The sequence below is a fragment of the Gracilibacillus suaedae genome, from assembly GCF_017599345.1.
GTDB classification, from domain to species: Bacteria; Bacillota; Bacilli; order Bacillales; family Amphibacillaceae; genus Gracilibacillus; species Gracilibacillus suaedae.
On record NZ_JAGFVL010000051.1, the window covers coordinates 24840 to 51439 of the forward strand.

34 protein-coding genes and 1 riboswitch are annotated in these 26600 nt (G+C 37.6%); of the genes, 7 read left to right on the plus strand and 27 right to left on the minus strand.

From position 1 onward, the window contains the following. Nucleotides 1-2 precede the first annotated feature (2 nt). From J5J03_RS14905 to J5J03_RS14945, 9 genes are all read right to left on the minus strand, one after another. Nucleotides 3-419, minus strand: a complete 417-nt coding sequence (locus J5J03_RS14905; RefSeq protein WP_208590585.1) for a MarR family winged helix-turn-helix transcriptional regulator — start codon at nt 417-419, stop codon at nt 3-5. Nucleotides 420-521: 102 nt separating this feature from the next. Then, on the minus strand, nt 522-1991 hold the full coding sequence (locus J5J03_RS14910) for a sodium:solute symporter family protein (RefSeq protein ID WP_208590586.1): 1470 nt from the start codon (nt 1989-1991) through the stop codon (nt 522-524). Further along, on the minus strand, nt 1988-2176 hold the full coding sequence (locus tag J5J03_RS14915; RefSeq protein WP_208590587.1) for a hypothetical protein: 189 nt from the start codon (nt 2174-2176) through the stop codon (nt 1988-1990). The genes J5J03_RS14910 and J5J03_RS14915 overlap by 4 nt, the downstream gene beginning before the upstream one ends. 162 nt (nt 2177-2338) lie before the next feature. Next, nucleotides 2339-3967, minus strand: coding sequence for a BCCT family transporter (locus J5J03_RS14920; RefSeq protein ID WP_208590588.1), 1629 nt, complete (start codon nt 3965-3967; stop codon nt 2339-2341). Between the two features lie 91 nt (nt 3968-4058). Further along, on the minus strand, nt 4059-4244 hold the full coding sequence (locus J5J03_RS14925) for a hypothetical protein (RefSeq protein WP_208590589.1): 186 nt from the start codon (nt 4242-4244) through the stop codon (nt 4059-4061). 118 nt (nt 4245-4362) lie between these two features. Beyond that, a complete protein-coding gene (locus J5J03_RS14930; RefSeq protein ID WP_208590592.1) occupies nt 4363-4659 on the minus strand; it encodes a metal-sulfur cluster assembly factor in 297 nt (98 codons plus the stop codon). 14 nt (nt 4660-4673) lie between these two features. After that, the gene (locus tag J5J03_RS14935) at nt 4674-5918 is read right to left on the minus strand and encodes a hypothetical protein (protein ID WP_208590593.1); all 1245 of its coding nucleotides are present in this window, start codon (nt 5916-5918) and stop codon (nt 4674-4676) included. A 4-nt stretch (nt 5919-5922) separates the two neighbouring features. After that, complete coding sequence (locus J5J03_RS14940; RefSeq protein WP_208590654.1) at nt 5923-6138, minus strand: DUF2249 domain-containing protein; 216 nt, start codon at nt 6136-6138, stop codon at nt 5923-5925. Beyond that, on the minus strand, nt 6125-6379 hold the full coding sequence (locus J5J03_RS14945) for a DUF2249 domain-containing protein (protein WP_208590594.1): 255 nt from the start codon (nt 6377-6379) through the stop codon (nt 6125-6127). The genes J5J03_RS14940 and J5J03_RS14945 overlap by 14 nt, the downstream gene beginning before the upstream one ends. Nucleotides 6380-6571: 192 nt before the next feature. Between J5J03_RS14945 and J5J03_RS14950 the strand changes: the two genes are divergently transcribed. Continuing rightward, a complete protein-coding gene (locus J5J03_RS14950; RefSeq protein ID WP_208590595.1) occupies nt 6572-7408 on the plus strand; it encodes a COX15/CtaA family protein in 837 nt (278 codons plus the stop codon). Nucleotides 7409-7436: 28 nt separating this feature from the next. Here the strand turns inward: J5J03_RS14950 and J5J03_RS14955 are convergent, their stop codons facing one another. The 3 genes from J5J03_RS14955 to J5J03_RS14965 all read right to left on the minus strand — a co-directional run bounded on the left by J5J03_RS14955 (nt 7437) and on the right by J5J03_RS14965 (nt 9701). After that, on the minus strand, nt 7437-8474 hold the full coding sequence (locus J5J03_RS14955) for an LLM class flavin-dependent oxidoreductase (protein WP_208590596.1): 1038 nt from the start codon (nt 8472-8474) through the stop codon (nt 7437-7439). A gap of 14 nt (nt 8475-8488) precedes the next feature. Then, a complete protein-coding gene (locus J5J03_RS14960) occupies nt 8489-9172 on the minus strand; it encodes an RluA family pseudouridine synthase (RefSeq protein ID WP_208590597.1) in 684 nt (227 codons plus the stop codon). Nucleotides 9173-9320: 148 nt separating this feature from the next. Further along, nucleotides 9321-9701: a cupredoxin domain-containing protein gene (locus J5J03_RS14965; protein ID WP_208590598.1), complete on the minus strand. Its 381-nt coding sequence runs from the start codon at nt 9699-9701 to the stop codon at nt 9321-9323. A gap of 172 nt (nt 9702-9873) precedes the next feature. Here J5J03_RS14965 and J5J03_RS14970 point away from each other — a divergent pair, with 172 nt between their 5' ends. The 5 genes from J5J03_RS14970 to J5J03_RS14990 all read left to right on the plus strand — a co-directional run bounded on the left by J5J03_RS14970 (nt 9874) and on the right by J5J03_RS14990 (nt 13805). After that, nucleotides 9874-9999, plus strand: a complete 126-nt coding sequence (locus J5J03_RS14970; protein ID WP_163581860.1) for a cytochrome C oxidase subunit II — start codon at nt 9874-9876, stop codon at nt 9997-9999. A gap of 95 nt (nt 10000-10094) precedes the next feature. Continuing rightward, on the plus strand, nt 10095-10556 hold the full coding sequence (locus J5J03_RS14975; protein WP_208590600.1) for a cytochrome c oxidase subunit II: 462 nt from the start codon (nt 10095-10097) through the stop codon (nt 10554-10556). A gap of 12 nt (nt 10557-10568) precedes the next feature. Next, on the plus strand, nt 10569-12248 hold the full coding sequence (locus J5J03_RS14980) for a cbb3-type cytochrome c oxidase subunit I (protein WP_208590601.1): 1680 nt from the start codon (nt 10569-10571) through the stop codon (nt 12246-12248). Nucleotides 12249-12627: 379 nt separating this feature from the next. After that, on the plus strand, nt 12628-13254 hold the full coding sequence (locus J5J03_RS14985) for an SCO family protein (protein WP_208590602.1): 627 nt from the start codon (nt 12628-12630) through the stop codon (nt 13252-13254). Then, the gene (locus tag J5J03_RS14990; RefSeq protein ID WP_208590603.1) at nt 13251-13805 is read left to right on the plus strand and encodes a hypothetical protein; all 555 of its coding nucleotides are present in this window, start codon (nt 13251-13253) and stop codon (nt 13803-13805) included. Before J5J03_RS14985 ends, J5J03_RS14990 begins: the two co-directional genes overlap by 4 nt. Here J5J03_RS14990 and J5J03_RS14995 read toward each other — a convergent pair. Beyond that, entirely contained in the window at nt 13802-14368 is a 567-nt protein-coding gene (locus J5J03_RS14995) for a YdcF family protein (RefSeq protein WP_208590604.1), read from the minus strand. The genes J5J03_RS14990 and J5J03_RS14995 overlap by 4 nt on opposite strands. 107 nt (nt 14369-14475) lie before the next feature. On the opposite strand from J5J03_RS14995, the gene J5J03_RS15000 reads away from it, so the two are divergent. Beyond that, the gene (locus tag J5J03_RS15000; RefSeq protein ID WP_208590605.1) at nt 14476-15261 is read left to right on the plus strand and encodes a thermonuclease family protein; all 786 of its coding nucleotides are present in this window, start codon (nt 14476-14478) and stop codon (nt 15259-15261) included. A gap of 49 nt (nt 15262-15310) precedes the next feature. On the opposite strand, the gene J5J03_RS15005 is transcribed toward J5J03_RS15000, so the two are convergent. The 14 genes from J5J03_RS15005 to J5J03_RS15070 all read right to left on the minus strand — a co-directional run bounded on the left by J5J03_RS15005 (nt 15311) and on the right by J5J03_RS15070 (nt 26396). Then, nucleotides 15311-16075, minus strand: coding sequence for a TatD family hydrolase (locus tag J5J03_RS15005; RefSeq protein ID WP_208590607.1), 765 nt, complete (start codon nt 16073-16075; stop codon nt 15311-15313). Beyond that, nucleotides 16068-16811 (minus strand): ABC transporter ATP-binding protein, encoded by a 744-nt coding sequence (locus tag J5J03_RS15010; RefSeq protein ID WP_208590609.1) that lies wholly within the window; start codon nt 16809-16811, stop codon nt 16068-16070. Before J5J03_RS15010 ends, J5J03_RS15005 begins: the two co-directional genes overlap by 8 nt. Further along, a complete protein-coding gene (locus tag J5J03_RS15015) occupies nt 16811-17566 on the minus strand; it encodes an ABC transporter permease (protein WP_208590611.1) in 756 nt (251 codons plus the stop codon). The genes J5J03_RS15010 and J5J03_RS15015 overlap by 1 nt, the downstream gene beginning before the upstream one ends. A gap of 102 nt (nt 17567-17668) precedes the next feature. Next, nucleotides 17669-17962, minus strand: a complete 294-nt coding sequence (locus J5J03_RS15020; protein ID WP_208590612.1) for an MTH1187 family thiamine-binding protein — start codon at nt 17960-17962, stop codon at nt 17669-17671. Between the two features lie 13 nt (nt 17963-17975). Continuing rightward, on the minus strand, nt 17976-18950 hold the full coding sequence (locus J5J03_RS15025; protein ID WP_208590613.1) for an ABC transporter substrate-binding protein: 975 nt from the start codon (nt 18948-18950) through the stop codon (nt 17976-17978). Between the two features lie 78 nt (nt 18951-19028). Next, a riboswitch (TPP riboswitch) is annotated at nt 19029-19138 on the minus strand. A 100-nt stretch (nt 19139-19238) separates the two neighbouring features. After that, complete coding sequence (gene wrbA / locus J5J03_RS15030) at nt 19239-19838, minus strand: NAD(P)H:quinone oxidoreductase (RefSeq protein ID WP_208590614.1); 600 nt, start codon at nt 19836-19838, stop codon at nt 19239-19241. A gap of 157 nt (nt 19839-19995) precedes the next feature. Further along, the gene (locus tag J5J03_RS15035) at nt 19996-20973 is read right to left on the minus strand and encodes a DUF3221 domain-containing protein (RefSeq protein ID WP_208590615.1); all 978 of its coding nucleotides are present in this window, start codon (nt 20971-20973) and stop codon (nt 19996-19998) included. An 86-nt stretch (nt 20974-21059) separates the two neighbouring features. Beyond that, entirely contained in the window at nt 21060-21479 is a 420-nt protein-coding gene (gene arsC, locus J5J03_RS15040) for an arsenate reductase (thioredoxin) (protein ID WP_208590616.1), read from the minus strand. Between the two features lie 18 nt (nt 21480-21497). Further along, a complete protein-coding gene (locus J5J03_RS15045; RefSeq protein ID WP_208590617.1) occupies nt 21498-22793 on the minus strand; it encodes an arsenic transporter in 1296 nt (431 codons plus the stop codon). Between the two features lie 15 nt (nt 22794-22808). Further along, nucleotides 22809-23156, minus strand: coding sequence for an ArsR/SmtB family transcription factor (locus tag J5J03_RS15050; protein ID WP_208590618.1), 348 nt, complete (start codon nt 23154-23156; stop codon nt 22809-22811). A gap of 99 nt (nt 23157-23255) precedes the next feature. Continuing rightward, the gene (locus J5J03_RS15055; RefSeq protein WP_208590620.1) at nt 23256-23798 is read right to left on the minus strand and encodes a hypothetical protein; all 543 of its coding nucleotides are present in this window, start codon (nt 23796-23798) and stop codon (nt 23256-23258) included. Continuing rightward, nucleotides 23798-24424 (minus strand): SCO family protein, encoded by a 627-nt coding sequence (locus J5J03_RS15060; RefSeq protein ID WP_208590621.1) that lies wholly within the window; start codon nt 24422-24424, stop codon nt 23798-23800. Before J5J03_RS15060 ends, J5J03_RS15055 begins: the two co-directional genes overlap by 1 nt. Before the next feature lie 15 nt (nt 24425-24439). Beyond that, nucleotides 24440-25855, minus strand: coding sequence for a cbb3-type cytochrome c oxidase subunit I (locus J5J03_RS15065; protein WP_208590622.1), 1416 nt, complete (start codon nt 25853-25855; stop codon nt 24440-24442). Between the two features lie 16 nt (nt 25856-25871). Further along, nucleotides 25872-26396, minus strand: a complete 525-nt coding sequence (locus J5J03_RS15070) for a cupredoxin domain-containing protein (protein WP_208590623.1) — start codon at nt 26394-26396, stop codon at nt 25872-25874. Between the last annotated feature and the right edge of the window lie 204 nt (nt 26397-26600).

The following is a 26600-nucleotide window of genomic DNA, read 5'->3' on the forward strand; positions in this document are numbered from 1 at the left end:
ACTTATTCATCTCTTTCTATTGATAGTTTTTCTAGAAGGTGTTGTAAAGTGAGTTTTTCCTGTTTTGATAATTGTTCCAGAAATAATTCTTCTGTCTGTTTCACAGCTTGAATAATTTCCGGATAGGTTGATATTGCTCTTTCCGTTAATGTGACAATCCGTTCTCGTTTGTCGGTTCCAATTTTTCGCTCAACCCACCCTCTTTGCTCCATCTTTACTAATGTTCTAGTGATGGTTGGAGCTTCGACCTTTAAATATTGCCATATTTCGGTCTGTGTTATGTTCCCCTTTTGATATAAGGTATAAAGGATTGTCCATTGAGAATGATACAATCCAAACTGGTTTAAGGTTATGTTTAATTCATTTTGAAACATTCGCAGTTTTTGATGATATAAGTGCAACAAATGACTCGTATCCATGTTCTTACTCCCCTCTAAAATTATTTACCTAGGTAAATAATTAACTTTATAAGTATAAGATATAACTGATAAAAAGTAAAGAAGCAGCCAGTGATAACCCGACTACTTCTTGCTTTTCATTCGTTCTTTTATATAATCAATGAATTCATTTGCTTTTTGTTCCGGTGGTTGAGTCATTAAACTGACAACCATAAATAAAACAGTTGCAACCACGATTCCCCAGATGCCAGATTTCAAGCCAAGTAATAATCCACCAGTTGCCTCAATATAAATCACCAGAATACTACTAATAGTGACACTTACGATAACTCCAGCCGCTGTACCTTGTTTCCAGAAGAAGGTCCCGATGATTGCTGGAACAACAACAATTAATCCGGCAGAAGAAGCAACAGAAAGAACAGCAATTAAGTCAAGCTCCAATTGGGCAAATAAAAAGGCTAATACAGCAATTACAGGGATAACGATTTTACCGATCAATAATTGCTTACGATCGTCCACGTCTCCTTTCACATTACGATACACGTCTCGTGAAAATAAAGATGATAATGTTAATAAAATCGAATCAATGGTTGAAATCGCGGCTGCCATAATTCCGACCATTACGATCACACCTAAAATCGGTGGAACGACTTCAGAAGATAATAACATAGGAGTAGCTAAATCAGCATTTTCTAAACCAGGGAACAGAATAGATGCTGACAAACCCCATACAACAGATACAACGGTATAAATAAGTCCAAAAACTAAAAACCCCATTAACATATGACGCATACTTTTTAAAGAAGCTGGCATAAATAAGCGCTGACTTACTTGTGGATTGGATATACTAAAGAAAAACCACGGTAATGTTAAACCTAAAAATGTCCAGAAATTAAAAAATCCGTTCCCCGGCACTGCTAAAGCTTGTGGATCATTCGCTTCAATCGATGCAAAAAATCCACTCAACCCACCTAGACTATTGACAATCAAAATGACAACAATGGTTGAAGTAATGATCATGATTAATGATTGTAAAGAATCGGTCCATGCCACCGATCGAATCCCAGCAATATAGGAAAAGATAAGTGCCAATACCGTTGCAATAATAACACCTGTGGTATACGGTATCGCGTCATTCGTCACACCTTGCAGCAAATATCCGATTCCTGTTAACTGAACAGCACTGTACGGAATCAAAAATAAACAGCTGGCAATTGCCGAAACGATAGCTACCCATCTATTTTGATAACGGTCACCTAACATTTCGGATGGTGTTACATAACCATACTTATTACCAACCAGCCAAAAGCGTGGACCAAATATAGCAACAAGAGAGACCCCCATAAAATAAATAATTTCAAATCCGAACGCACCGACACCACCATTGTAAGTAAGGCCTGCCAATCCTACTAACATAAAAGCACTATAAGTCGTAGCACTGTAACTTAAAGCTGATACAAAACCATTTAATTTTCGTTCTCCTAAAAAGTATCCAGACATACTGTTTTGTCTGCCATTTCTTGATAAATAAGCAATTACAATAGCAATCACCACATAAATGGTAATCGTTGACCAAACCAATGTTGTGCTCATTCCTCGTCACTCCAATCCGTCGTTAAAAAGTAATTCGCCAAAATGGTGATAACTGCTAAGATCGACCAGAACAAAAAGCTGCCATACCATTTCGTGACATCACTGAGGAATGTGTAAGGAATCACATAACCAAGAATGACAACAAGCAAAATAATAAGTCCCCAAAATTTCTCTTTTTGATTCACTTCGCTCACCTATCCTTTCGTGTCATGCTTCTTATTATACAGATAATTATACATGTGTAAAGACACCTGTTAAAGATTTTTGTTCTTATAAAGAGAGACTATGATCAATGTTAAGCACCACAATAAAAAAGCACGACCAGCTTCATAGCTGATCGCAACTTTTTAATCTTCTGGTGGATCTGGATTTTGGTCTTTTAATACTTCTAACGGAGAACGTTTCTTCTTTTTCTTTTTCCAACGTTTAATATAAATGGTTGGTGACTCATAATCGTCAGATGCGGTAATATCACGATTCGATGCTCGCATAAACGACCATGCTAATAAGAACATAATGAAAATTAATGGAAAGCCACCCACAATACTTGCTGTCTGTAATGTATCTAAACCACCAACAAACATTAATGTAAGTGGCAAAATACATAATGTGAATGCCCAGAATAGTCGGTTCCATCTAAGTGGCTCATTTTCTACTTCCTTTTGCGCAACAGATGCTAAGATAAATGAGGATGAATCAAATGTCGTTGCCAGAAAGATGACTGCCAGAATCGTAAAGGTTGCAACCATTAATCCTGGAAGTGGAAGTTGACCAATAATCGCAATAATTGTTGCTGGTGCGCCAAAGTCATTAATATAACTCATGGCGTCAAATTGCCCTGATAACTGTAAATGTAAACCAAAGTTACCCATGATACCAAAGAAGAGTACACAGCCTAATGTCCCGTATACCATTGTACCAAATATCATCTCACGGATTGTTCGCCCTCTGGAGATACGGGCAACAAACAAGCCAACGAACGGTGCATACACTAGCCACCATGCCCAATAAAACACAGTCCATGCTTCTGGGAATCCAGATTCAGTGAACTCATCTAAATCCCCAAATGGTTCTACCCAAGTTGCCATTTTAAAGAAATTATCTAACAAAATACCTATGGAGTTGAAGGTTGTTTCTACAATAAAACGGGTAGGACCAAGTACGAGAATAAAGGCTAAAATAAAAAGTGCTAACCATAAGTTTATATCACTTAACAATTTGATTCCTCGGCGTAAGCCGGAATAAGCACTTACTGCAAAAATGGTCGTACAGACAAGCATAATAACTGCTTGTAGCCATAAGGTAACAGGCCATCCAGTCAAATAGTGAACCCCTTCCGCAATCATGGGAGTTCCCAAAGCTAGTGTAGTTCCTGCTCCACCTAACAATCCAAAAATAAAGAAAATATCAATAATTTTCCCTAATGGTCCATCTACCAAACCACCTAAAACTGGCCTAACCGCTTCACTTACTTTTAGTACAGGTTTCTTACGTACATAAAAAAAGTAAGCAATTGGTAATGCCGGTAATGTATAAATCGCCCAGGCTATCGGTCCCCAGTGAAAGATACCATAGGCAGTTGCCCATTGAATTGCTTCTGTTGATTCTCCGGCCAAGCCGAACGGAGGTCCTTGAAAGTAGTATACCCATTCAATAACAGACCAGTACAAAATACTGGAACCAATACCAGCTGCAAATAACATGGCGGCCCATGAAAAAGAATTAAATTCAGGTTTTTGACCCTCATCACCTAATTTCACATGACCATTCTTACTAAATGCAACATATAAAAGAAAAGCAAATATAATGAGACCCATCGCTAAATACAACACACCAAAATTAGTGGTCATAAAAGTATTAGCCATGCCAACCATTTCTTTTCCTTCTTCAGGGAAGAAAACTAGCGGTAATACTACTGCTAGTAACAGTAAAAACGCTCCAATAAATGTCGGCCAATCAATCAGTCGATGTCTCATTTTTTTCACACCTTCCTATTCAATATTACTTTTAACTTTCCCATATTAATCTAAAACAAACAAAGAAGAGGACAATTTTTCATTGTCCTCTTTACTTTCTCTTATTTTTATTATGTTGATTCGATACATTTCTTCGAATATGGATGTTATACCACAGTAACGCAATCGCAATGATGAAAATAACGATCGCTGGAACATGAATAACACCTGTTAAGTCTAAAATCATCATCACAACTAACACTGTCAGCAATGGTATACGAATTTTGTTATAGCTCATGACATCCCCCTTTAAGAGCGTGTTCAAAAAGTTATCAAATTAGAAGTGGCTTTTTGAACAAATCATTTAACCGTTTTCACTCATTAATCCTACCATAAGTAGAGGGGAATTCATAATGTTAACCAAATAATTGCTTTTTGGCTGCTAAACTCATCTGTGATGGATTCCATACAGGCTCCCATACTAACTCAACGGTAACAACCTCTATTTCATCTATTTGCAGTAATCGGTTTTTGACACCATTTAAAATACTATCATGCATAGGGCAACCTGGTGTCGTTAATGTCATTTTTATAAAAACTTCATTTGACTCAGCTATTTGAATGTCATAGACCAACCCTAAATCAACAATATTTATTGCTAATTCCGGATCTATTACCTCATATAAAGCTTCTTCTATCACTTCACGTTCCATCGCTTCCCACTCCTCTATTTAAATAAAACCAATATCATTGATTGCGCATATACCATAGACACAATCATCATAACGCCTTGCGCTAACCACACACCTACTCCAATTTGAGCTAACATCGATCCAATCAATCCGACTACACTAATGGTTAAAACTGCAAAAAGTACTACTGCTAATTTCTCATTGATCATCTCTTTTAAAGTCGGTACTTTTTCTTTCCCTATATAGTCTGCATATTGTTTGGTCCACCATAAAAACGGGACAATTTTATATAAATAACCTAAAATACTGAAGACAATCCAACACATAATATAACTAAATAAAAGAATACCCCAATGAAAGGCTGATTGTAGACCTATAAAAGCAAAAATCACAGCAATAATGTGGATAACGTTCCCAATTAAAATTGCAAACAAGGAAAAAACAAAGGCTTTGTCTAATTTTCTTTTCAAACGATTTCGATAGATTATCTTCATATTATAGGTGAATAATGTGAAACCACTTGCTAATAAAAGAAAACCGATTGCTTGTACATATGCTATTTGTATCCAAAACGAAACAGATACAAATAGCAATCCCATGATATAACTGCAGATCGCATATTTGCCGTAATGAGTAGGATAATCATGTGATAAACTGAACATAGGAACCAATTTATAAGAAAAGCCAAAGATCAGCAGACTAAACCATCCCACTACTCCGAACAAGATATGGGTATAAAAAATCGATTCATGGAATGGCATACCTTTTGTTGCAAAACTATAAGCGAGCAAAAAACCGGCTGCGATTGTAAAAAAGAGCATAACTAGCGCTGTCAGAATAAAGGCATACATAATTGATTTTTTCTCTGTTTGACGAAGCGTAATAGCCATTTGTAGCAAAAACATACATATCCCCATTACAACAATGACCGCTCCATAAATGGATTGGGCAGGACTTATTGCTAATAAACCGGCAAAGATAACCACACCAGAACAACTGCATAATAATGGGAAATACCCTAGTTTTTCTCGCCAAATACTTGTTAAAAACACAACAGGAACAAGTTGGTACATTGCTCCCATCGCAACAATCATCGCAAATCCTAGTAGCAATAGATGGACTGCAGACCAAATTTCAGGTATGCGAAATTGCCCCTGTAAAAGCGATGCACTGTTCCAAAAAAAGATAATCTGTGCAACTACAAAAGCCACTAAACCAAAAACAATAAAACTTAACGGCAGGCGAATATCTGTCGTACTCTTGATGTTTCCAGTTGGCATCATTTTACTCACCACGCTTTGTAATGATTATCTTAAAACTGCCATCTTGTTGGGGTCCTGTTACATAATCAAAGCCCAGTTCATCTAATTCCGCATATAAAAACATTGGTCTTCGGTCATTGATAATCATCAGCTGCTCACCAACTGTCATCGCTTCTAATTGTTTCAAGGTGCGAACCATTGGTTGAGGTGGCTCCATCCCTCTATTATCCAATATGATCATCAGCCTTCACCTCTTTTCGATAGATGACTTTCCAATGTTTCCTTTCGATTTTCTCAACTTGATAAGTAAATCCTTTACGTCCTAATAGTTTATGCAATGGTATCGGATTGAATGGCGCATGTAGTATCAAAGCTTGATTCTCTTTTAAACCTTTAACAGTTCCCATAATTTTATCGAATGGTTCTTTTTTTAACGCTAAATCTTCACGGACATCTAGTTCAACATATTCTTCCGTCATCATTATCCCTCCTGCCCTCTTTAACAAGGTGTTAATTATCCATAAGACACCCACTAATGGAAGTCTCCCTCTATGATAATCATTATCAATTAAAAAAGAAGTGATTTTGGTCACATTTTTACGCTATGAGTGTTTGAGATCACAATTCCGTTCATCAAAACATGATATGTTATCGCAGAAGGAGGGAATGATTTGTTGAAGATTAAATTACTTGTAGTCATTGTTTTAACGTATTTGTTGATTGTATTTGGCGGTTATGTAGCATCGTCGGAATCAGGAATGGGATGTGGACCGGAATGGCCATTATGTAATGGAGCGGTAATACCCGAATTACAGGGTGATACTTTAATCGAGTTTGCCCATCGTGTGATTGGACTTGTTTTGTTTTTACTCTTCAGCCAGATTGTCCTACATATCTATAAGAAGAAACGATACCATCATCTTAAAACTATTACGTTAAACAGTTATTTGTTACTCCTATTTCAAATTCTAGCTGGTGCTGTCGTAGTCATCTTAGATTTACCTGCTCTTGTTGTAACACTACACCTTGTATTAGCCATGATTTTTTCCGGATTATTAATTTACCTCTATCACCATACAAATGGCACTTTTCTTAAAGGAAAAAAGACAATACATTTGCCGATATTGTTATTGGCGCTACTTAGCACAATAGGATTGGGCGCCTATGTCAAACATACATCAATTGGTCTAGCGTGTAGTTGGTTGGATTGTCACGGCACATTTATGCCAAACTCCTTAGTAGAATGGATACAAACCATTCATCGAGTTTTTGCGCTTATTAGTTTTGTTTATCTCATTTTTGTCGCTTTTATCTATCGCAACCGTTCCATACTGATTGCAATCCTTTTATTCGTTATCCAAATGGCGGCTGGTATTATCACTATCTTGACCCAGATAGATATGCTCTGGGGGGTGTTACATTTAGCCCTTGCCACTGCTGTTTACTATTTTGTGTTAGATGCATGGCTGCAACCAAATAAGGAAAACAGTAAACGCTCATGTTCATGATGAACTTGAGCGTTTACTGTCGGATCCGTTATTTATTTGGTGTATCTTTCAACCTTCGCTTTACTTCTGGTACAACTTTATGGACTAGTAAATCCATCGTTTGTTTGACTGATTCGATCGGTTGCCCACCAAAATCAACTTGTGCATGAAATCGATCATGATGAAACAACTGATGTTGGTAAATAATTTTTTCTACCATTTGTTCTGGTGTACCTACAAATAACGTCGATTCTTTACTTGTGATAAATTCTAAATCTGTTCGAGCAGTGCCCATTGCACCACCGATTCCTTGTTTCGTTAAATGTTTCCAATAGTTAGCATAATAGGGATAGAAGTCCTGTTCTAACTCCAATTCGGTTTCACGAATCATCGTATGACCTGCTATAGCAACTGCTGGGCTTTCCCCTTGATAGACTTCATGATAACGGTGAACTAATCGTTGATACTTTTTAGCAATTCCACCAATCATCACAACTGTTAAACCGCAACTATTGCGACCTGCACGTTCAGCACTCTCAATTGTTCCACCAACTCCGATCGAAATTGGTAATCTGTTCTGTAGTGGACGTGGTGCAATCTCTGCCGCTTGTATAGCTGGTCGGAATTTACCTTTCCATGTTACTCTTTCTTGTTGATTCAGCTGTAAAAATAGTTGTAAATGTTCGTCAAAGAGTTCGTCGTAATCCTTTTCACTGTACCCAAACAATGGAAAGGATTCGACAAATGCACCTCTCCCTGCCGTAAATTCCACACGACCGCCTGACAGCAAATCTAAGGTCGCAAAATCTTCGAATAACCGTACGGGATCTGCTGTATTTAATAAGGAGGTCAACGCTGTTAATTTGATCTTACTTGTTTGCTGGGAAATAGCAGAAAGAAGCATTTGTGGCGAGGAAACCGCGTAATCTAAGCGATGATGCTCTCCCACACCAAAAAGGTCTAATTCTAACTGATCTGCATATCGGGCCATTTCCACTAACATATTGACACGTTCTTTTGTCGTTATCGTTTGCTTGGTTTTCGGGTTTTCTAAAATTTCAGATAAACTATACACTCCAAACTCCATACTGTTCTTCCTCTCTATTTTGTAAGCAGAGCTTTCCAATTTGACCATGGGAACTGATCAGGTGGAAAGGAAACCGCACTGATGTCCTCTTTACGAACCGGATGAATAAGTCGTAATTCATGCGACCATAACGCAATTTGCTGACCAGGCTTGTTTACCTTTGCCCCATATTTCTGATCGCCATATAGTGGATATCCCCGTGAAGCAAACTGAACTCGAATCTGATGTGGGCGGCCAGTATGTAAATTGATTTTTACCAAGCTCAAACCTTTATCACTTGCTATAAGTTGATAATCCAGTACAGCTTTTTTTGCTTTTGAATTATTTTTTGACGAAACCGTGACAATATTGTGACGACGATCTTTCCACAAAAAATCGACCCACTCCTCAGCAGGCGCCGGAACTCCTCTGACAACAGCCAAATATGTTTTGTTTAATTCATTTTTTCGGATTGAATTAGATAATCGGGATGCAGCCTTTGATGTTTTCGCAAATACCATAACACCACCAACTGGCCGATCTAACCGATGGACTAGCCCTAAATAAACATTACCAGGCTTCTGATAGCGGATTTTGATATCTTCTTTTAAAATAGTGAGAAAATCCTCATCATTACTTTGATCTTTCTGCACAGGTACATTGACAGGTTTTTCCACCATTAGCAAGTGATTGTCTTCATATAGAATATGGATATTCATAGAAAACCCCTTTTTTGTAGATAGTCGTTCGTACTACATATTCTAACATAAGAAAAGTGGAGAGCGCCTACTTCAAAATTTTCATTTTCTTATATGTTTTCTAAAGCAAAAAAAGACCCCCTAATACTAGGAGACCTTTTATGCATTATTATTCTACTATCAATGTTGCCACCATATCTTCGTGACCAGCACCACAGGGCACTGAACATCTGATCGTATACTCGCCTGCTTCTAAAGTTGCTGTTTCAGAACCTGCATCATCCAATGCAATATCAGTACCTTCTATTTCAATACCGTGGAAACCTTCTTCGTTCGTTAGGTTTACTGTAACTTCACCAGCTGGTACCGTATATTCTTCTTGATCAAATTGCCAGTTAGATGCCTGAATATCTACTGTTTCACCATCACCGCTTGCAGTTTCTCCAGCTTCTCCATCATTATTTGAACTTCCTTCATTATCACCGCCACCACAAGCTGCAAGTACAAGTGCTAATGATAATGTCATCATGCTTAAAAGTATTTTTTTCATGATTGTTTTTCCCCTTTCTATTCCATTTAGTTTGTCAACCACTTACATCATAAACGATTACACACAACATTAATATGATTTTAATCACACTCAGATTGTGATATGGCTCACTTTATATCCAATCAAAATATCCTATGCTTGAGTCAAATCCAATAGATAGGAGGTTCACAAAATGTATTCCAACACAAAGAAATCAAAGCATTCCATGTCAGGAACGATCGCCTCTGTCACTATTGTTGCTTTAATCATTATTTTAATGTGGGCAGGTGTATTTGCAATTTATATGGCTAGAGTGTGATCTATGACTCCATTATAACGATTGGTTTCTTTATTTATCTACTATTACGTTATATTCTTCACAAAACATTCATATTTGAAGGAGGGAATAAATTAATGAGTAAGTTAGAAGAAATTTGGATGACAGTTAGTGTTGGGATTCTCGTTATCTTTATGGTAATTGTCGGTTACCAAACCTATGCTTTAGGGATGGGGCCACCAAGCCATAAAGAAACGATCGATCCACAAAAAGTTGAACAAACCGCTCCATTTGATAATCCGGGCTTAATTGATCTTGGGGACAACAAATATGAACTAGTTATGACATTAGAAGCTTTTGCGTTTAACCCTGGAAATGTCGAAGTGCCGGTTGGAGCAGAGGTCGAATTTACGATGACCTCGAAAGATGTGTCACACGGTGTTCAAATTCCGGGAACCAATCTAAATGCGATGGTTTTACCTGGCCATATTCAAAAAATTACACAAACATTTGATGAACCTGGTGAGTATTTAGTTTTATGTAATGAATATTGTGGCGCTGGACATCAAGCAATGTTTACAACCATTACAGTGAAGTAAGGAGGGGCAAAAATGGAACAGGCAAAAAATGTTGGATTTAAAGAAAATGTATTAAGTAAATTAGGAGTTAACCCTCAAGATGCTAAAATTTCGCTCACTTATTTCACCATTTCATTTGCAACATTATTAATTGGTGGTTTATTAGGGTTAATTCAAGGTTTAGAGCGCGCCGGTCTTTATTCGTTACCGGGAGGATTTAATTATTATCAAGTCTTAACCGCACACGGACTTTTATTGTTAGTTGTATTTACTGCTACATTCACAATCGGGTACCAACTTGCCAATCTCTCCCATTCTTTTAATGGGTTATTACTAAAAGTTCGTAAAATGATATGGATGGGTATCGCCTTTAAGGTTGTTGGTGTTGTGCTTACCGTAACCATGATTGTTTTAGGTGAAGCATCTGTACTATACACTTTCTACCCACCTTTAGCAGCACACCCAGTATTTTACATCGGATTAGTTCTAATAGTGTTAGGTATTTGGTCTGTAGATTTTGGTGTATTTATCAACTATCGTCATTGGCGAAGAGAAAATCCGGGCCAACCAACACCGATTCTAGCTTTCTTTGCAATGGGTGTGTTTGTACTATGGTTTTTCGCAAGTCTCGGTGTAACTATTGAAGTATTTATGATTATCCCATGGGTATTAGGATGGGTGGAAACGATTAATGTAATGGTAACAAGAACATTATTTTGGTGGTTTGGTCATACCCTTGTTAACATTTGGTATCTTGTTGCTATCTCTGCATGGTATATTATTGTGCCGAAAATTGCGGGAGGCAAACATTTCAATGAAAAATTAATTCGACTAGTGGTTATTTTACTTGTTGTATTAAACATTCCAGGTGGTTTCCACCATCAAATTATTGATCCTGCTATTTCAACATCGATTAAATTCTTACACGTCTTCATGAGCCTGTCGATTGCAGTTCCTTCCTTGATGACTGCCTTTGCCATGTTCTATGTATTAGAAAAAGCAGGACGTAAAAAAGGTGGAAAAGGATTATTTGGGTGGTTTAAGAAGCTACCATGGGGAGATGTTCGTTTCCTTGCCCCAATGATAGCGATGATCGCCTTTATCCCAGGTGGTGCAGGTGGAATCGTCAACACTAGTAATCAAATGAACCAAGTCATTCATAATACGATGTGGGTGGTCGGACACTTCCACGTCACCGTGGGGGTATCAGTTGTGCTTACATTCTTCGGTATTTGTTACTGGTTAATCCCGCACTTATCTAAACGCCAATTAACACCGAAAATGAATAAGATTGGTGTAATTCAAACTTGGATTTGGACGATTGGCATGACGATTATGGCTGGTTCCATGCATTTAGCTGGCTTAGTCGGAGATCCTCGTCGTACTTCTGATACAACCTATGCTGGTCATGATACTGCCTTAAGCTGGTTGCCATATGAGTATGTCTTCGCTACTGGTGCGACCCTGCTTTTAATCGGTGTCATTATTCAGGTGTTTGCCGTGTTTAATATGATGTTCTTTGCTCCAAAAGGCAAAACAGAATATCCAGTCGCAGAGCCTGAAGATAATCAACCAAAAGTACCGATGTGGACAGAACGTTGGGGATTATGGGCTATTGTCTTACTTGCTGTTGTTGCAATGGCATACGTGATTCCAATTGTAGACATGATTGTTAATGCACCTCCGGGATCTCCACCGATCAAAACGTGGTAACCATTTGATTATATGAAGGGAAGGACATTTCATGATTTTCGTATAGATAGTTTGAATAGCTAGATAGGTTCTCAACTCTTCCTTGGATATTTTCATTTATCCATGGAAGAGAGAGTTTTTTCTAGGGAAAGATTTTCTCTTACCGGGATATATGTTCCGCTTCCATGGATATCTTCACTTATCCATGGAAGAGAGAGCTTTTTCCAGGGAACAGAAATTCTCTTCACGGGATATGTGTTCCACTTCCAGGCATATTTTCACTTATCCTATGAAACAAAACACATAACTAGCGAACCAAAACTTGTATATGGTTATGGATGTCTTATCAAATAATTCGTCTTAGTCTCTACTCAATCTATAGCAAAAGGTGGTGCTTGGTTTGACTAATCATGAAAGAATCGCAGTTGTTGTTATCATACTTTTTGGGTTGGCTGTTTTCTTGGTTGGCACAGATGGCTTTCAAGCTTTTACAACGGAACAAGCACGCACAAACCAATTAATCAAAGAACAACCTCAAGTACCTAACGTAGTCTTAGAAGATAGCAAAAGTCGTACCTATTCAATGGAGGAGTTACAACAAAATAAATATTTATTTATTACGTTTATGTATACTAATTGTGCTACTGTCTGTCCACAATTAGAACGTAATATGCAAGAGGTTTATCAGCAATTACCAGTTTCCATGATCAAAAATGACATTCAATTTTTAAGTATTAGCTTTGACACCGAACATGATGATCCAGAAACACTTGAAAAATATCGGAGTTATTTTGACAGTGATGGTGAAACATGGCGTATGGCACGAATAAATGAGCAGCAAGCATTAGATAAGTTACTAGACCAACTTGGTGTTATCGTGATTCCAGATGATTATGGTAATTTCCAACACAATACAGCTTTTTATTTAGTTGACAGGGATGGTTATTTAATCGATGTAATGGATTACACCGAAATTGATCAGGCAGTAGAACGAATTAAATCTGTGATCGGAGGAGATTCAGCATGAAACAGGCAAAGTATGGTCTTCTATTATTTATTTTTTTAATATTACCTCCTGTTGCTAATTTATTAGAGTCGATTATGATCTTTCATATGCACACACAAATGCCTTTATTTGTTTTTGCTGGGTTTCTGATGACACCTTTTTATCACAAGAAGTTTCCAAGCTTTTTCATGAAATGGAATCATTCAGGAATTCCAGGCATCTTGTTAGTTATCTTAATCTGGTCCTATTGGCAAATTCCTCGGGCAATGGATGATGCTTTAGCCCATTCCTATGTAGAAATCTTTAAGTTTATCAGTCTGCCTTTTTTAGTAGGTATACCGCTTCGTGATAGCTGGCGAAAGATCAGAAACCATGGACAATTTATTTTTTTGATCTATTTATTTGCTACTTTGATCGTCACTGGTTTTCTTTATATTTGGGTAGATGAGCAAATTTGCAATAATTATTTAATTATTGAACAACAAACTCTTGGCTGGGGTTCCTTAGCTATGGCTGCCTGTTTGTTATTATATTTAGTTTACCGTCAGTTCGAGAATGATGAAGAAGTTTAAAATATAAGATATTTATAAAAAGCAGGAAATTCACGAATGGTAGAGTAAATATCTCGCCATTCAAAATATTCTGCATGTCCACCATATACTTCCTCAAAACCTTGCTGTTTCATAGCCAGTTTAGTCCTAGAAATATGAAAAAATTGCGTAATAACCGTTATATTGTCTGTTGACAAATCATGTTGTTGAACGATCTCCAAGCTGTTCTCCGCCGTCATTCTCGTATTATAGCCATTATTATCAGTTATGACCGATGTTTCAGGTACACCTTTTTCGATTAAATATGCTTTCATTACTACTGCTTCATCATACCCTTCTCTCCCTACACCACCACTGACAATAATCGTGTCTAGTAAATTATTAATATACAAATTATAAGCTTTATCAAGACGAGCTTGCAGTCTTGGTGAAGGTGTGCCATCTTCATTAACTTTATTACCAAGGACTACACCAACTTCAGATCGTTCATCTTCATCGGTTAATCCATCAATAATAATAACGATCGTATGTATAACAAAAAAAGTGAATGCCAGTCCAATCAGAATGATAACTATTTTTCTCATTATATACTCCTTTCCCTTCCTATCATAACTGAAAAAAGGCTTTTAAACTATCCCTCCATATAGTAAACTTATTTTCAGAGATGAAGAAGACAACAGGGGGATACATCATGTTGATGAAAAAATGGTTGATCAGTTTACTTTTTGTTATGATGATACTAGCTGGGTGTGGTACTGCGACGATCGAAGAGGACCAAGCTGAAACACCAGCAGCGGACAATACTACCGAAGAAACAATGTCTCAGGATAGCGAGACACCTGTAAAAGAGCCTGAAGCTTTAAAAACAGCAAAAGATGAAAATTTCGCCACGGCTACTGTCAATCGTGTAGTTGACGGGGATACAGTCCATATTGAATTAGATGGTCAGGAAGAAACTGTAAGACTTTTATTAGTCGATACACCTGAAACCAAACACCCTAACCTTCCTGTTCAACCTTATGGTCCGGAAGCATCTGATTTTGCAGTGGAAAAACTGGCAGGAAAAGAAATTCAAATCGAATTCGATGGACCAGAACGAGATAACTATGATCGACTTCTTGGCTATATTTGGGTGGATGGGGAAAATTTTAATCAACTATTATTAGAAGAAGGATTAGCACGCTATGCTTATGTCTATGACCCGCCTTACACTCATCAAGATGAAATGAAGCAAGCAGAACAACGAGCACGCGAAGCAGGGATTGGAATCTGGAGTATCGATGGATATGTAACGGAAGATGGCTTCAACCATGAAGATGCTTCTACAGAAAAACAAGAAGAAGAGACTCCAGATGAGGATGTTTATTATGCTAATTGCTCAGAGGCACGTGAAGCCGGTGTAACTCCTTTGCATGAAGATGATGCTGGGTATGGTAGCCATATGGATGGCGATGGTGATGGTGTAGCTTGTGAGTAGTGAAGGAAAGCCCGAAAGGTCATCAGATGACCTTTCGGGCATATTTTTATCACTGATTGTATATGCGATAAAATAATTTTGTATTCTGTTCTACTTGGTCTTTTACATGTTGTATGGGTAACTGTTTAATTTTTGCTATTTGTTTAATCACTTCTTTGATCATATTCGGATGTGTCATTTCCCCCTGAAATCGCCCTTCAAACGGCCATGGACCATCCGTTTCTACCATCATCAATTCAATAGGGTAGCTTTCCATTAAATCCTGAATCTCTTTTTCATAGAAACAATCTGGTGTCACAGAGATCATATAATTTGCCTCGATCATCCGCTTAATTGTAGCAGCATCTCCTTTAAACCAATGAAAATGGGCACGCTTTACACCATACCTTGCTAATAAATCACATACTAATGCAGCATCATCATACACAGCATGCAATACAATCGGCAAATCATATTGTACAGCGTGGGCCATGAATCGCTCTAATATGTCGATATATGGTTGAAGATCGAGACTAGGTTCATCTTTTCTTTTGTAAAAAGGAAGTCCGACTTCTCCAATGGCAACTATCTTCTCATGATGCTCATGAATCAAAGTTTCAATGTGCGCTATTTCTTGATCAGTCGGGAGTGATTGTTCCGGATGCCAGCCAAACGCTGGATAAACAGTTGGATATTGCTCCGCTAATTGCCAAACTTTTTCACAGCTTGTTAGATTACTGGATACTGCAATCATTCCATCCACTTCTAACGTATCCATGATCTTTTTTTGCTCATTGGGCTGATACCAATCCAAGTGAATATGTGCATCAATCATCTAATACACCTCGTAATGTCTGATAGATTTCCTTCTTTTTTTCGAGGAATTCCTGCGTTAAAGTTAATTCTTCATTTCTCGGACGTTTGAAATCAATCGTGAATTCCTTGATAACATTGGCAGGCTTAGAACCTAAAACAAGCACTCGGTCTGATAAAAAAATCGCTTCTTCAATATGATGGGTAACAAATAAAACAGATGGCCTTTCTTGTTCCCAAATAGTTAATAACCATTTTTGCATTTCTAACCTTGTGAACTCATCTAATGCTGAAAAAGGTTCATCTAAACAGATAAAAGATTGTGGGCTTAAAAGACTTCGAACAAACGCAACACGTTGACGCATCCCACCAGATAATTCGTGCGGATATGCGTTGGCATAATCTTTTAACCCTGCTCTTTCTAACATCTCTAGCGCTTTTTGTTTATCTGGCTTTTGATGTAACTCCACACTCAACACCACATTTTCAAGAACAGTACGCCAAGGAAAAAGCGATGGGGTTTGTGGCATATAGCTAATCGATCCTTTTTTACCATTGATCGCTTCGTTATCTAGTAGAATCGTTCCGTGATCGGCTTGATAGAGTCCACCAATCATATGAAAAATAGTACTTTTCCCACTACCAGACGGTCCGAGTAAAGAAACGAATTCGCCATCGTTCACGCGTAAATCCAAGTGATCAAGAATGTTTTTTTCACCAAAGCTTTTCGAAATATTTTCGAGTTCTAGTGTGCTCATTACTGTTCCTCCTTACCCGGATGCCATTTTAAGATAATTTTTTCCATAGCAATAATAATCGTGAAAAAAATCAGACATAAGATCATAATAAATAAAATCGCTACAAAAACTCGATCAGTACGGAATGATGATGAGGCTAGCGTCATGTATACACCAATTCCTTTGTTAGCACCTAACCATTCCGAGATAACAGCCCCCATCACACTATAGGTAGCGGAAATTTTCAGTCCGGAAAACATTTGTGGAACTGCATGAGGCAGTTCCAGCTTAGTGAAAATTTGTTTCTTCGTTGCACCAGCCATTTTCATATAATGAATTAATTCCGGATTTGTATGTCTTAATCCATCGATTGTCGATACAGCAACCGGGAAGAAACATACTAATGTAATAATTAATAGTTTAGGCGTAATACCAAATCCAAACCAAATAACAAGTAAAGGTGCGAGTACAATAATCGGAATATTTTGCGACATAATCAGCAATGGATAGAGTGCTTCACGGATTTTAGGCAATAGATGAAGCATAACCGCAATGAGTAAGCCTACACTTACACCAATGGCAAATCCGCTCACAGTTAAAAATACAGTTGAAAAGATATGATGCTGATAATTACTCCAGCCATTGATCGCCTCTTGCATAATGACAGTTGGTGCAGGAAGAATCCAGGTCGGAATAGCTAATATCCGACTGGACAATTCCCATATAATTAAAATACTGACGATCACACTAACTGGTAAAAAAGACTTTCTAAACATAGAGCATGCTCCTATTGGTTTACTGGACACTTTTCGTGATTTATTGGACACTTTTGATCTTTTTCTGGACACTTTCGGAAGTTTTCTGGACACTTTTCAAATTTAACGATATTTCTTCGTCAATTCACTCATGGAAGCTTCATGATCTTTTTGTGAATAAATCTTCACTTGTGAGATAACACTTGGGCAATCTAATTCATGCATACGTTGATTCATGTTTTCGATAACAGATAATAATGCTGCTAGATCGCCCTCCATTGTGGTTTCTAGTGGATTAACTTGATATTTGACACCTGATTCTTCAATAATTTTGATTGCTTCATCAACGAAAGGTATTGAATCTTCCCCTTTAGGTGTCTTAGGAATGATTTGGATACTAACTAATGCTTCAGCCATTCATAACCCTCCATTATTCTGGTAAAAATTCGTTTGTAAATGCTACGTTGACTTCTAGTTCTCGTTCTAACAGGTCATTTTCAAACATGAATTCTGCATAATTGCTCCAAACTTCTTCTGATTGTTCGCCCCATTTATCCGCGTCGTCTTGGTACCTTGGTGATATCCATTCCTGACTGGCATGAACTAATTCTTCGTCTAAATCTGGCTGTGCTTCTAATAAAATATCAGCTGCTTCTTCTGGATTGTCTATCGCATCCTGATAACCACGACTAACTGCAGCCATAAATTTTTTGATTGTTTCCGGATTTTCTTCGATCATCTCTTCATTTGTTGTAATAACCGGTGTATAGTAGTCTAGTTTTTCTGAATAGTCCGTGAGATAGATCATATCAATTTCTTTACCGCGAAGTTCTGCTTCAATTCCAGTCCAACCATAGTAAATCCAAGCAAAGTCTACATCACGCTCTACTGCTGTAAAAAAGTCGGTATTGCCCATATTCACAATCTCGACATCTTCGACAGATGCCTCTTCCTGTTTCATTAATGCATCGATAACTGCTGATTCAACAGGAGCCCCCCAACCACCATACGTTTTTCCGGCAAAATCAGCAGGTGATGTAATTTCTTTTTCTACTGGTGCTGCAAATCCCGAGGTATTGTGTTGGATTACTGCAGCAATTGAAACGAGCGGAATATCTTGAGTACGTGCTTCTGTTACTTGTTCCTGATAGCTGATCCCAAATTCCGCTTGCCCTGAAGCTACAGTCTGATCTGCTCCTGCTTCACCTGGCATGACTATATCCACATCTAATCCTTCATCTTCGAAATATTCTTTTGATTCCGCAACATAAAGGCCGGTATGATTAGTATTAGGCGTCCAATCTAATACTAAGGTAACTTCTTCCAATTCTGCTGGTGTGCTTTCTTCGTTCCCGCAACCCGCGAGTATAAACATACCAATTATTGCAAATAAAAACTTTTTCATGATGAATCCCCCTATTTTATCTTTTTAGAGGAACATATAAGAAAGCGCCCTAGACTTATAGCCTAGGGCGCATATAGATAGTTAATCTCATATGTTCCCTACGCTGGTGCTAACCAGATCAGGTTCTAAGGGTCAGCATCTTACGGATACAGTCTCAACCGGCAACACCGGTCCCCCTACATTTCATATAATATTGCTAACTTCTACTTTGACATAATTCGTGTTTTTCTTCAAGTTTTGACCATTAAATAAACGAACCTCTAATGAAAGAGATTCGTTTATTTATTATTATCCATGAATTTTACTTGCTACTTCAACGACACGTTTTGCCTGATGTTTAACTGCATCTTGAACATTTTCAACCATGGAGCCGTCTTCCTGGCTTTGGGTAACACTTGTTCCATAAGGGTTACCGCCAGCGGCAAAAATGGAATCATTAGAATACCCTGGAGGAACGATGATAGCACCCCAATGCATCATAGATGTATAAAGGCTTAACACAGTTGCTTCCTGTCCACCATGGGGATTAGAAGCTGAAGTCATGGCACTTACTACTTTGTTTACAGTCTTACCTGATGCCCATAGACCACCTTGTGTGTCAATAAATTGTTTCATTTGGGAAGCAACATTTCCAAAACGTGTTGGCGTGCTAAAGATAATGGCATCTGCCCATTCTAAGTCTTCAGTTGTTGCAACAGGAACATCTTTTGTTTCTTCCACGTGCTTTTGCCAGCCTGGATTCTGAGCAATCGCTTCTTTTGGTGCTGTTTCAGCAACTCGTACCACTCTTACTTCTGCTCCTGATTCTTTTACCGCGTCTGCTGCCCAGTTTGCTAATTGATAGTTTATACCTGTAGAACTATAATAAACTACTGCCACTTTTACCATATAGATAAAACTCCTTTTCTTGTTAGATATTATTTGGTTTGCCCAATTTGATAAAATGTATACTTTTATCTCGAAGATGAGATGCTTTTAATTTATCACACAATTATCTCAGTTTCAAGATAAATAAACTAAAAAAACATGGAGCGACTCTCCATGTTTAATCAAATGTTAACCCTGCCTCAACCAAAGTATTGTAGCGAATCACATTTCCTGCTTCCTGATAATCAAAATGAATGATTGCTTGCTTACCATATAAAATAATTTCCCCTTCTGGTGCCATCATGGTCATCGCCATTACAGATTGTGGTGTACCTTCACGTATTTTTGTTATAATCTCTTTTTTTTCGGATTCGTCAGTTGTATCCAATACAACCTCCTCACCTACGATTACCTCAACACGGTGATAGATGTCCTCAGGAACTATCATATCTGCAAAGGGCAGATTTGCTATAACTAATCCTCCAGTGTCATTATCGCAACCTGTTAGTTCGAACATAATGTTTTGATCCTCTGTTAAGTAATATTCTAATTGTTGACAGGATACTTCGCTTATTGTTTCTACTTCAACAAAGTTATCTTGAGTTGCATCTTCTTTTACGATATACTCTCCATTCTGAAAAATATAATGATCAAACACCGAGCCACCTTCAGCAGTAATGTTTACTCCTCGCATGATGGCTTCTTCATTGTTTTCTGTTTTTTGTATAAATTGTTCTAAAGTGACTAAGTTTACCGTTTCATCAGGTGCTATGACCATATCATGTTCTTCATCAACGATCCGTTTTATTGCAACTGCACTACTTTGTCCTGGATAGGATTCTGCAACTGCACCATGGGTGACTTGAATTTTTTCGCCTCTCATAAGTGAGTCAGCCATGCTATCTTCTATATTGTCGAGGCTGAAACTAATTGCATCCCCTGCCTCTTCCTGCTGTTCTGGATGGAACTCAGATATGGATGGATCCAATCGATTCTCGACAACTAATACACGATTATCTCCTATGTTAGCGACATAACCTTCCATCACATTTTGCACATCATTATTTTGATCCGCTTGCATTTTATTCCCGTTATCCAAATTTGTACCACAAGCAGTTACGAATAATATCGCTATAAGACCGAGTACATATTTCAATACAATCGCCTCCCTTTTTCTATTAGTCGTCATCCTTTGGAAAAGGTTACATCAAAAAAAGAATGGACAATCAAACGTCCATTCTTTTATTCTCCTGTTTCAGCGAAATGTTTTACCCGTTCCCCAATCTCATCACGTACTCGACGGAAAACTTCCCACTTCTCTTCGTCTGTTCCTTCTGCTTTGGCTGGGTCATCAAATCCCCAATGTTCATTGCGGATACCAAATGGGATAACCGGGCACTTATCACGTGCATCGCCACATAACGTTACAACCATATTCGAATTTCGCAGTATTTCCAAATCAATTTTGTCAGATGTTTGTTTAGAAATATCTATACCTACTTCATTCATCGCTTTGACAGCGTTTGGATTTAAACCATGTGTTTCAATTCCAGCACTGTAAACATTCCAGTAATCACCTAAATATTGTTTCCCCCATCCTTCTGCCATTTGACTGCGGCAAGAGTTACCTGTACATAAAAAATAAATAGTTTTTTTCGCCATTTTAGATTCCTCCTATAGTTAAAATAATAATAGTGTCAGATATAGACCCACTAATGTAATAAATAAAATGGGTATCGTAAGAATAATTCCTGTCTTAAAATAAGTACCCCATGAGATTTTCACACCTTTTTGGGATAGAACATGTAACCATAACAGTGTTGCTAACGAACCGATCGGAGTGATTTTTGGACCTAAGTCAGAACCTATTACATTCGCATAGACCAGCGCTTCGCGTACAACTCCAGATGTATTTGTTTCGGCAATTGCCAGTGCATCAATCATGACGGTAGGCATATTATTCATCACGGAAGATAAAATTGCTGCTATAAATCCCATGGCAACAGTAGCACTGAACAGACCTTGATCTGCACTCCATTGAATAAGTCCTGCCAAAACATCAGTAAGTCCGGCGTTACGAAGACCATAGACAACCACATACATCCCGATCGAGAAAAAGACAATTTCCCATGGTGCTACTTTGACTACTGCTGTTGTGTTAACAGCAGAGCTGTTTCGTGCCATCATTAAGAAAAAGATTGCAATAATACCAGCAATAATTGAAACTGGTACAGCAATAAATTCACTGACAAAATAGCCAACTAATAATATTGCAAGGACATACCATGACAGATGGAACATTTTAATATCTTTTAATGCTTCAGCTGGCTGTTTTAAATGATCGATCTGATAGTTTTTCGGAATATTTTTTCTAAAGTATAAATACAATACCGTAATCGTAGCAATGATCGAAAATATATTGGGAATGACCATTCTCGATGCGTATTCGACAAAACCTATTTCGAAAAAATCTGCTGAAACAATGTTCACTAAGTTACTAACAATCAATGGCAATGAGGTGGTATCAGCAATAAAACCGCTCGCCATGATGAAAGGAAAGACCATTTTCTCTTTAAATTGCAAATTACGAACCATAGCCAGAACGATTGGTGTTAAGATCAAAGCTGCTCCATCATTTGCGAAAAAGGCTGCTACTAAGGCACCTAGTAAACTGACATAAATAAACATTTTAATACCATGACCTTTTGCGAGACGGGCCATATGTAAGGCAGCCCACTCAAAAAAGCCGATTTCATCTAAGATTAACGAAATAATGATAATTGCCACAAATGCTAATGTTGCATTCCAGACGATTCCAGTTACTTCTAAGACATCCTGAAATCCGACGACGCCAACAAGCAGTGCCACTATTGCACCGCCGATTGCCGACCAACCAATCGATAAATTTTTAGGCTGCCAGATCACAAGTACTAATGTCACTAAAAAAATAAGAATAGCTAAAATTACGTCAAACAAAGTATTGTCCCCCTACTAACAACAAGTAATCCTTGCTCCGTTTTTCTCTAATTCTATTAACTTTTCTTCCTGACTAGGTAATTGCTCTAAAATAGACTTCATGAATACGAACCATTCACTTTCATGATTTAGAGAATAAAATACCCATTGCCCTTTCCGTTCTTCCTTGATTAAGCCTACATCTCGTAATTTACGCAAATGCTGACTGATTGATGGTTGACTCATTTGAAAAATTTCAACAAATTCGCAAACACAACAAGTCTGGTTTTCGATTAATTTCATCATGGTAAGCCTTGTTTTATCACCTAACACCTTAAAAATTGGTGCGGCTTTTTCAATTTGAAATTCCGTTTTGGTCGTCATTCTTATGCCCCCTTCACATTTGTATATAAATATATAACAATATACTTATATGCGCAATGCGTAAATCTCACATTTACAAAAAATTAATAAAGGAAGAGGCTATTCTGCCTCTTCCCCCAATCCTCTAAAAAAAACAATATACAATAAATTAAGCAATAATACCAGCACACTGGACAGGTACACTGCCCCAACTATGTGTTGCTCGTTAATCAAGTAATTATTACAAATTTGCACAGGTGTTCCGAGATACAGCCATGCCAATAAACCGAACATGGATAAAAAATTGATATAAAGAAAACTCTTGAATATCCCCCCTATTTTTCGCCAACTATTCTTCCATAAAAATCCAAGCAGTGGAAGTGATGCAAACTTCCAAATTTCTAGTTCTATCTCTGTTAAAGCATCATCCAATGACCGCGGTAGCATCCAGAAAATTAAAACCCCCACTGCAAGTAACATGCCAGCTACACCATTATCATTCCATTTTTCTAGAAAACGCCAATTACGATTGCCATGTAATAAAACACCCACTAAAATGAGCAAAGGTAATTGAAGAAACATATGCAGTACCATTACCGATTCAAGACTTTCTCTAATAACAGGGGCTAGTAAGAGAATAAAAAATAAGATGGCCAGTTTCATCATATCTCCCTCTCTAACCTTCCAACGACATATTCTGAAGCAGCTTTAATATCAGTATAATCTAGAACATTCTCTAAATATCCATCCTTATTAACAAAGTAAAAAGCAGAATTGTGGGAAAAGCCATCGTACTTATCCGGGATAACAATCACCCCAAAAGCGTCTAATAAAGATTCTAGCTGCAGCTGATCTGGAATCCTTGCCATTCGCCATGTTTCTCCATCACTATGAAAGTATTGTCTGTAGTTTTCTAATGTTTCTGGATCATCTCGTTCTGGATCAAAACTTATCGTTAGAAAGATGAGCTCTTCCCCAATATAAGATGGGGGAATGCTTTGATATACCTCGGCAAAATTTCTTTCTAATTCTGGGCAAACTGTCGTACAAGCTGTATAAACAAAGGTTATAAACACATTTTTCCCACGAAACGCCTCCATCGTATACGTTCGTTCTTTGCTATCTTCCAATATCACCTCAGGAAACTTCGGTTTCGTCTCTATCAAATTGTTCTTTCGAGCTGTTTCTGCTGTAAAAGCAGTAAATCCATCTGTTCCAATAAACCACATCCAAACAACTAAAATAATCGATACAATAATAGCTATTCTATTACACCATTTTTTCGTCATATTGATCGTTCCTTTTTACGTTTCGTTGCATACATAGCGAACAAAATGAACGATAAATAAAGTAGTAGCAATTACTAGAAACACACCGGCGATTCCTCCAAATAAGGCCGGCCCCATCCATTCAGGAGTATGTGTTGCCCAACGTCTAGGTGTACTTAATGCACCTGAAACTAAAAATTGAACACTAACAGCAGCCATTGTTACGATATAACTAAAAAAGGCAATCCAGTCTAATTTCGTTATTTTTAGACCACCATCTACTTTTGCTAAATAATACATAAAGGCAAAAATCATCACAACTGCACCAAGCCCCATATACATATGGAAATGTCCCGGTACCCATTTGGTATTATGCATAACATGGTTCACAACAATCGTCGCATCTATGATTGCAGGAACGACTCCAACTGTCCAGCCAAACATGGATAAAAAGGCTAACCCGGATGACATATCCCACTTAATTCCTGATTTATATACAATCATCAGCGTACCATAAGCGGTGACAATTAATACCGGTAATCCATTTGCATAAGAGAACACCTGTCCAATTATTAACATCCATTTGGGCATCACGGAATCCATTAACATGTGGTGTGTATAAATCATTAACGTGAATATGGTTGACATGGACCATGCAATTAGAAAGACTTTATTCGCTTTCCATGATCTATTTGTATATTTAGCTAACAGTTCATAGACGACAATAACACTCATATAAATAATCGAATTAGCAAAAACATGACCAAATGCATACGTTAAATTTTTTGCTAACAGTGGATCAAAGGTAAATGCTGGATTAATGGTATGAATGATGTTCATCATAATCACAGTTGCTCCGGCAATCAATGCTGTTACATTAACGATCGTTACCATTGTACCAGCAATAATCGCAGGTTCTGGTGCATCTTTTTCAGCCTTTTTACCGGCAATCACATCCCAGCCTAAACCTTTTGCAAGACTGCCTTTCTTCCTAATGATTGCCCGGCCAGTATCAATGAATAATAGTAAAAAGCCAATACCAATAATCAACATACCAAATAGATACAACAATGCACCAATTATTCCCCATGCTTTGGCAGATAAGGTTGGTAGTGGATACAAAAACGTCCAGGCACTTGCATAATCAAAGGAGAAAACACCAATAATGACAAGCACTAGTCCGATTAAAAATAATATCAAGTTAGCCTTAAAAATTCTCTTTGATAATGTTACATGTTGACTTAAAAAATACCACATCACAGCAGATGCTGCTAATGCAGCCGCACCTATCATTCCTGTCCCATGAATGGTCATGAATTGATAAAATGTCGGCGGACTAAGAGATAAACCACCACCTTGAGCAAGTAACATTAAAATACCAAATACCATCATCAATAAAATCACTATTCCGCCAATGACTAAATAATTTTTAATTAATCGGTTATGGACCATCTAAAACACTCCTTCTCTAATTCGTTACCGTAATTTGATAAGTCATCGCATGATGTGCAAGACCGCAATATTCCAAACATAACACTTCATACGTACCAGGTTCGGTAAACGTCAAATAGACAACATTGGTATATTCTGGCATTGCTTGTGTTTGCGCAATTATGTTCATTTCCTCATCGTATAGTCCGAACCCGTGGTTAACATCTTGACTTGTCACATGAAATTCTATAGCCTCTCCTACTTTAAATTCTGATTGACTTAACTCCCAACCAAATTGCAACGCTTCCACATCAACAATTGTTGGGTCTTCACCCTTTCCGTAAACTGGCTGATCATAAGGAAGTTCTCTCAGTGTGTAAATCGTGATGATGAGCATAAATACCACCAGAGTAACACCATAAAATGTCCTTGCTTTGTACCATTTCTTTTTAATCGGTTCATAATCTCTTTTTTCAGTCGATTTCATAGCTACACACAAAAAAATAAAAGTAATCAATAACATAAAAACAAGACTTGTTATCCACGCAACTGTTTGAACCATCCTACTACCTCCTAAAATCAATATCTATGTCACAATGTATGACAATTTATTTATGTTACGTGTGATACAGATCACGTTAAAGGCTTTTTTATTGACAAAAAACAAAACTTTTAATATATTTAAATATTAAACTTTTATTTATGTAAAATAAAATAAATGAGTAGTATCAGGGGTATTTTTAATACAATAAATTACAGTTCTTCT

Bases quoted from the DNA above. Each gene is read 5' to 3' on its own strand.
- J5J03_RS14970 (WP_163581860.1), top strand. From the start codon at position 9,874: ATGTATTCCAACACAAAGAAATCAAAGCATTCCATGTCAGGAACGATC.
- J5J03_RS14920 (WP_208590588.1), bottom strand. From the start codon at position 3,967: ATGAGACATCGACTGATTGATTGGCCGACATTTATTGGAGCGTTTTTA.
- J5J03_RS14960 (WP_208590597.1), bottom strand. From the start codon at position 9,172: ATGAATATCCATATTCTATATGAAGACAATCACTTGCTAATGGTGGAA.
- J5J03_RS14930 (WP_208590592.1), bottom strand. From the start codon at position 4,659: ATGGAACGTGAAGTGATAGAAGAAGCTTTATATGAGGTAATAGATCCG.
- J5J03_RS15015 (WP_208590611.1), bottom strand. From the start codon at position 17,566: ATGTTTAGAAAGTCTTTTTTACCAGTTAGTGTGATCGTCAGTATTTTA.
- J5J03_RS15050 (WP_208590618.1), bottom strand. From the start codon at position 23,156: ATGACGACCAAAACGGAATTTCAAATTGAAAAAGCCGCACCAATTTTT.
- J5J03_RS15025 (WP_208590613.1), bottom strand. From the start codon at position 18,950: ATGAAAAAGTTTTTATTTGCAATAATTGGTATGTTTATACTCGCGGGT.
- J5J03_RS14995 (WP_208590604.1), bottom strand. From the start codon at position 14,368: ATGAGAAAAATAGTTATCATTCTGATTGGACTGGCATTCACTTTTTTT.
- J5J03_RS14975 (WP_208590600.1), top strand. From the start codon at position 10,095: ATGAGTAAGTTAGAAGAAATTTGGATGACAGTTAGTGTTGGGATTCTC.
- J5J03_RS14935 (WP_208590593.1), bottom strand. From the start codon at position 5,918: ATGCCAACTGGAAACATCAAGAGTACGACAGATATTCGCCTGCCGTTA.
- J5J03_RS14910 (WP_208590586.1), bottom strand. From the start codon at position 1,991: ATGAGCACAACATTGGTTTGGTCAACGATTACCATTTATGTGGTGATT.
- J5J03_RS15010 (WP_208590609.1), bottom strand. From the start codon at position 16,811: ATGAGCACACTAGAACTCGAAAATATTTCGAAAAGCTTTGGTGAAAAA.
- J5J03_RS15005 (WP_208590607.1), bottom strand. From the start codon at position 16,075: ATGATTGATGCACATATTCACTTGGATTGGTATCAGCCCAATGAGCAA.
- wrbA (WP_208590614.1), bottom strand. From the start codon at position 19,838: ATGGTAAAAGTGGCAGTAGTTTATTATAGTTCTACAGGTATAAACTAT.
- J5J03_RS14990 (WP_208590603.1), top strand. From the start codon at position 13,251: ATGAAACAGGCAAAGTATGGTCTTCTATTATTTATTTTTTTAATATTA.
- J5J03_RS14955 (WP_208590596.1), bottom strand. From the start codon at position 8,474: ATGGAGTTTGGAGTGTATAGTTTATCTGAAATTTTAGAAAACCCGAAA.
- J5J03_RS14980 (WP_208590601.1), top strand. From the start codon at position 10,569: ATGGAACAGGCAAAAAATGTTGGATTTAAAGAAAATGTATTAAGTAAA.
- J5J03_RS15055 (WP_208590620.1), bottom strand. From the start codon at position 23,798: ATGAAACTGGCCATCTTATTTTTTATTCTCTTACTAGCCCCTGTTATT.
- J5J03_RS15070 (WP_208590623.1), bottom strand. From the start codon at position 26,396: ATGGTTCAAACAGTTGCGTGGATAACAAGTCTTGTTTTTATGTTATTG.
- J5J03_RS14905 (WP_208590585.1), bottom strand. From the start codon at position 419: ATGGATACGAGTCATTTGTTGCACTTATATCATCAAAAACTGCGAATG.
- J5J03_RS15065 (WP_208590622.1), bottom strand. From the start codon at position 25,855: ATGGTCCATAACCGATTAATTAAAAATTATTTAGTCATTGGCGGAATA.
- J5J03_RS14945 (WP_208590594.1), bottom strand. From the start codon at position 6,379: ATGACGGAAGAATATGTTGAACTAGATGTCCGTGAAGATTTAGCGTTA.
- J5J03_RS15000 (WP_208590605.1), top strand. From the start codon at position 14,476: ATGTTGATGAAAAAATGGTTGATCAGTTTACTTTTTGTTATGATGATA.
- J5J03_RS15020 (WP_208590612.1), bottom strand. From the start codon at position 17,962: ATGGCTGAAGCATTAGTTAGTATCCAAATCATTCCTAAGACACCTAAA.
- J5J03_RS14965 (WP_208590598.1), bottom strand. From the start codon at position 9,701: ATGAAAAAAATACTTTTAAGCATGATGACATTATCATTAGCACTTGTA.
- J5J03_RS15060 (WP_208590621.1), bottom strand. From the start codon at position 24,424: ATGACGAAAAAATGGTGTAATAGAATAGCTATTATTGTATCGATTATT.
- arsC (WP_208590616.1), bottom strand. From the start codon at position 21,479: ATGGCGAAAAAAACTATTTATTTTTTATGTACAGGTAACTCTTGCCGC.
- J5J03_RS14925 (WP_208590589.1), bottom strand. From the start codon at position 4,244: ATGAGCTATAACAAAATTCGTATACCATTGCTGACAGTGTTAGTTGTG.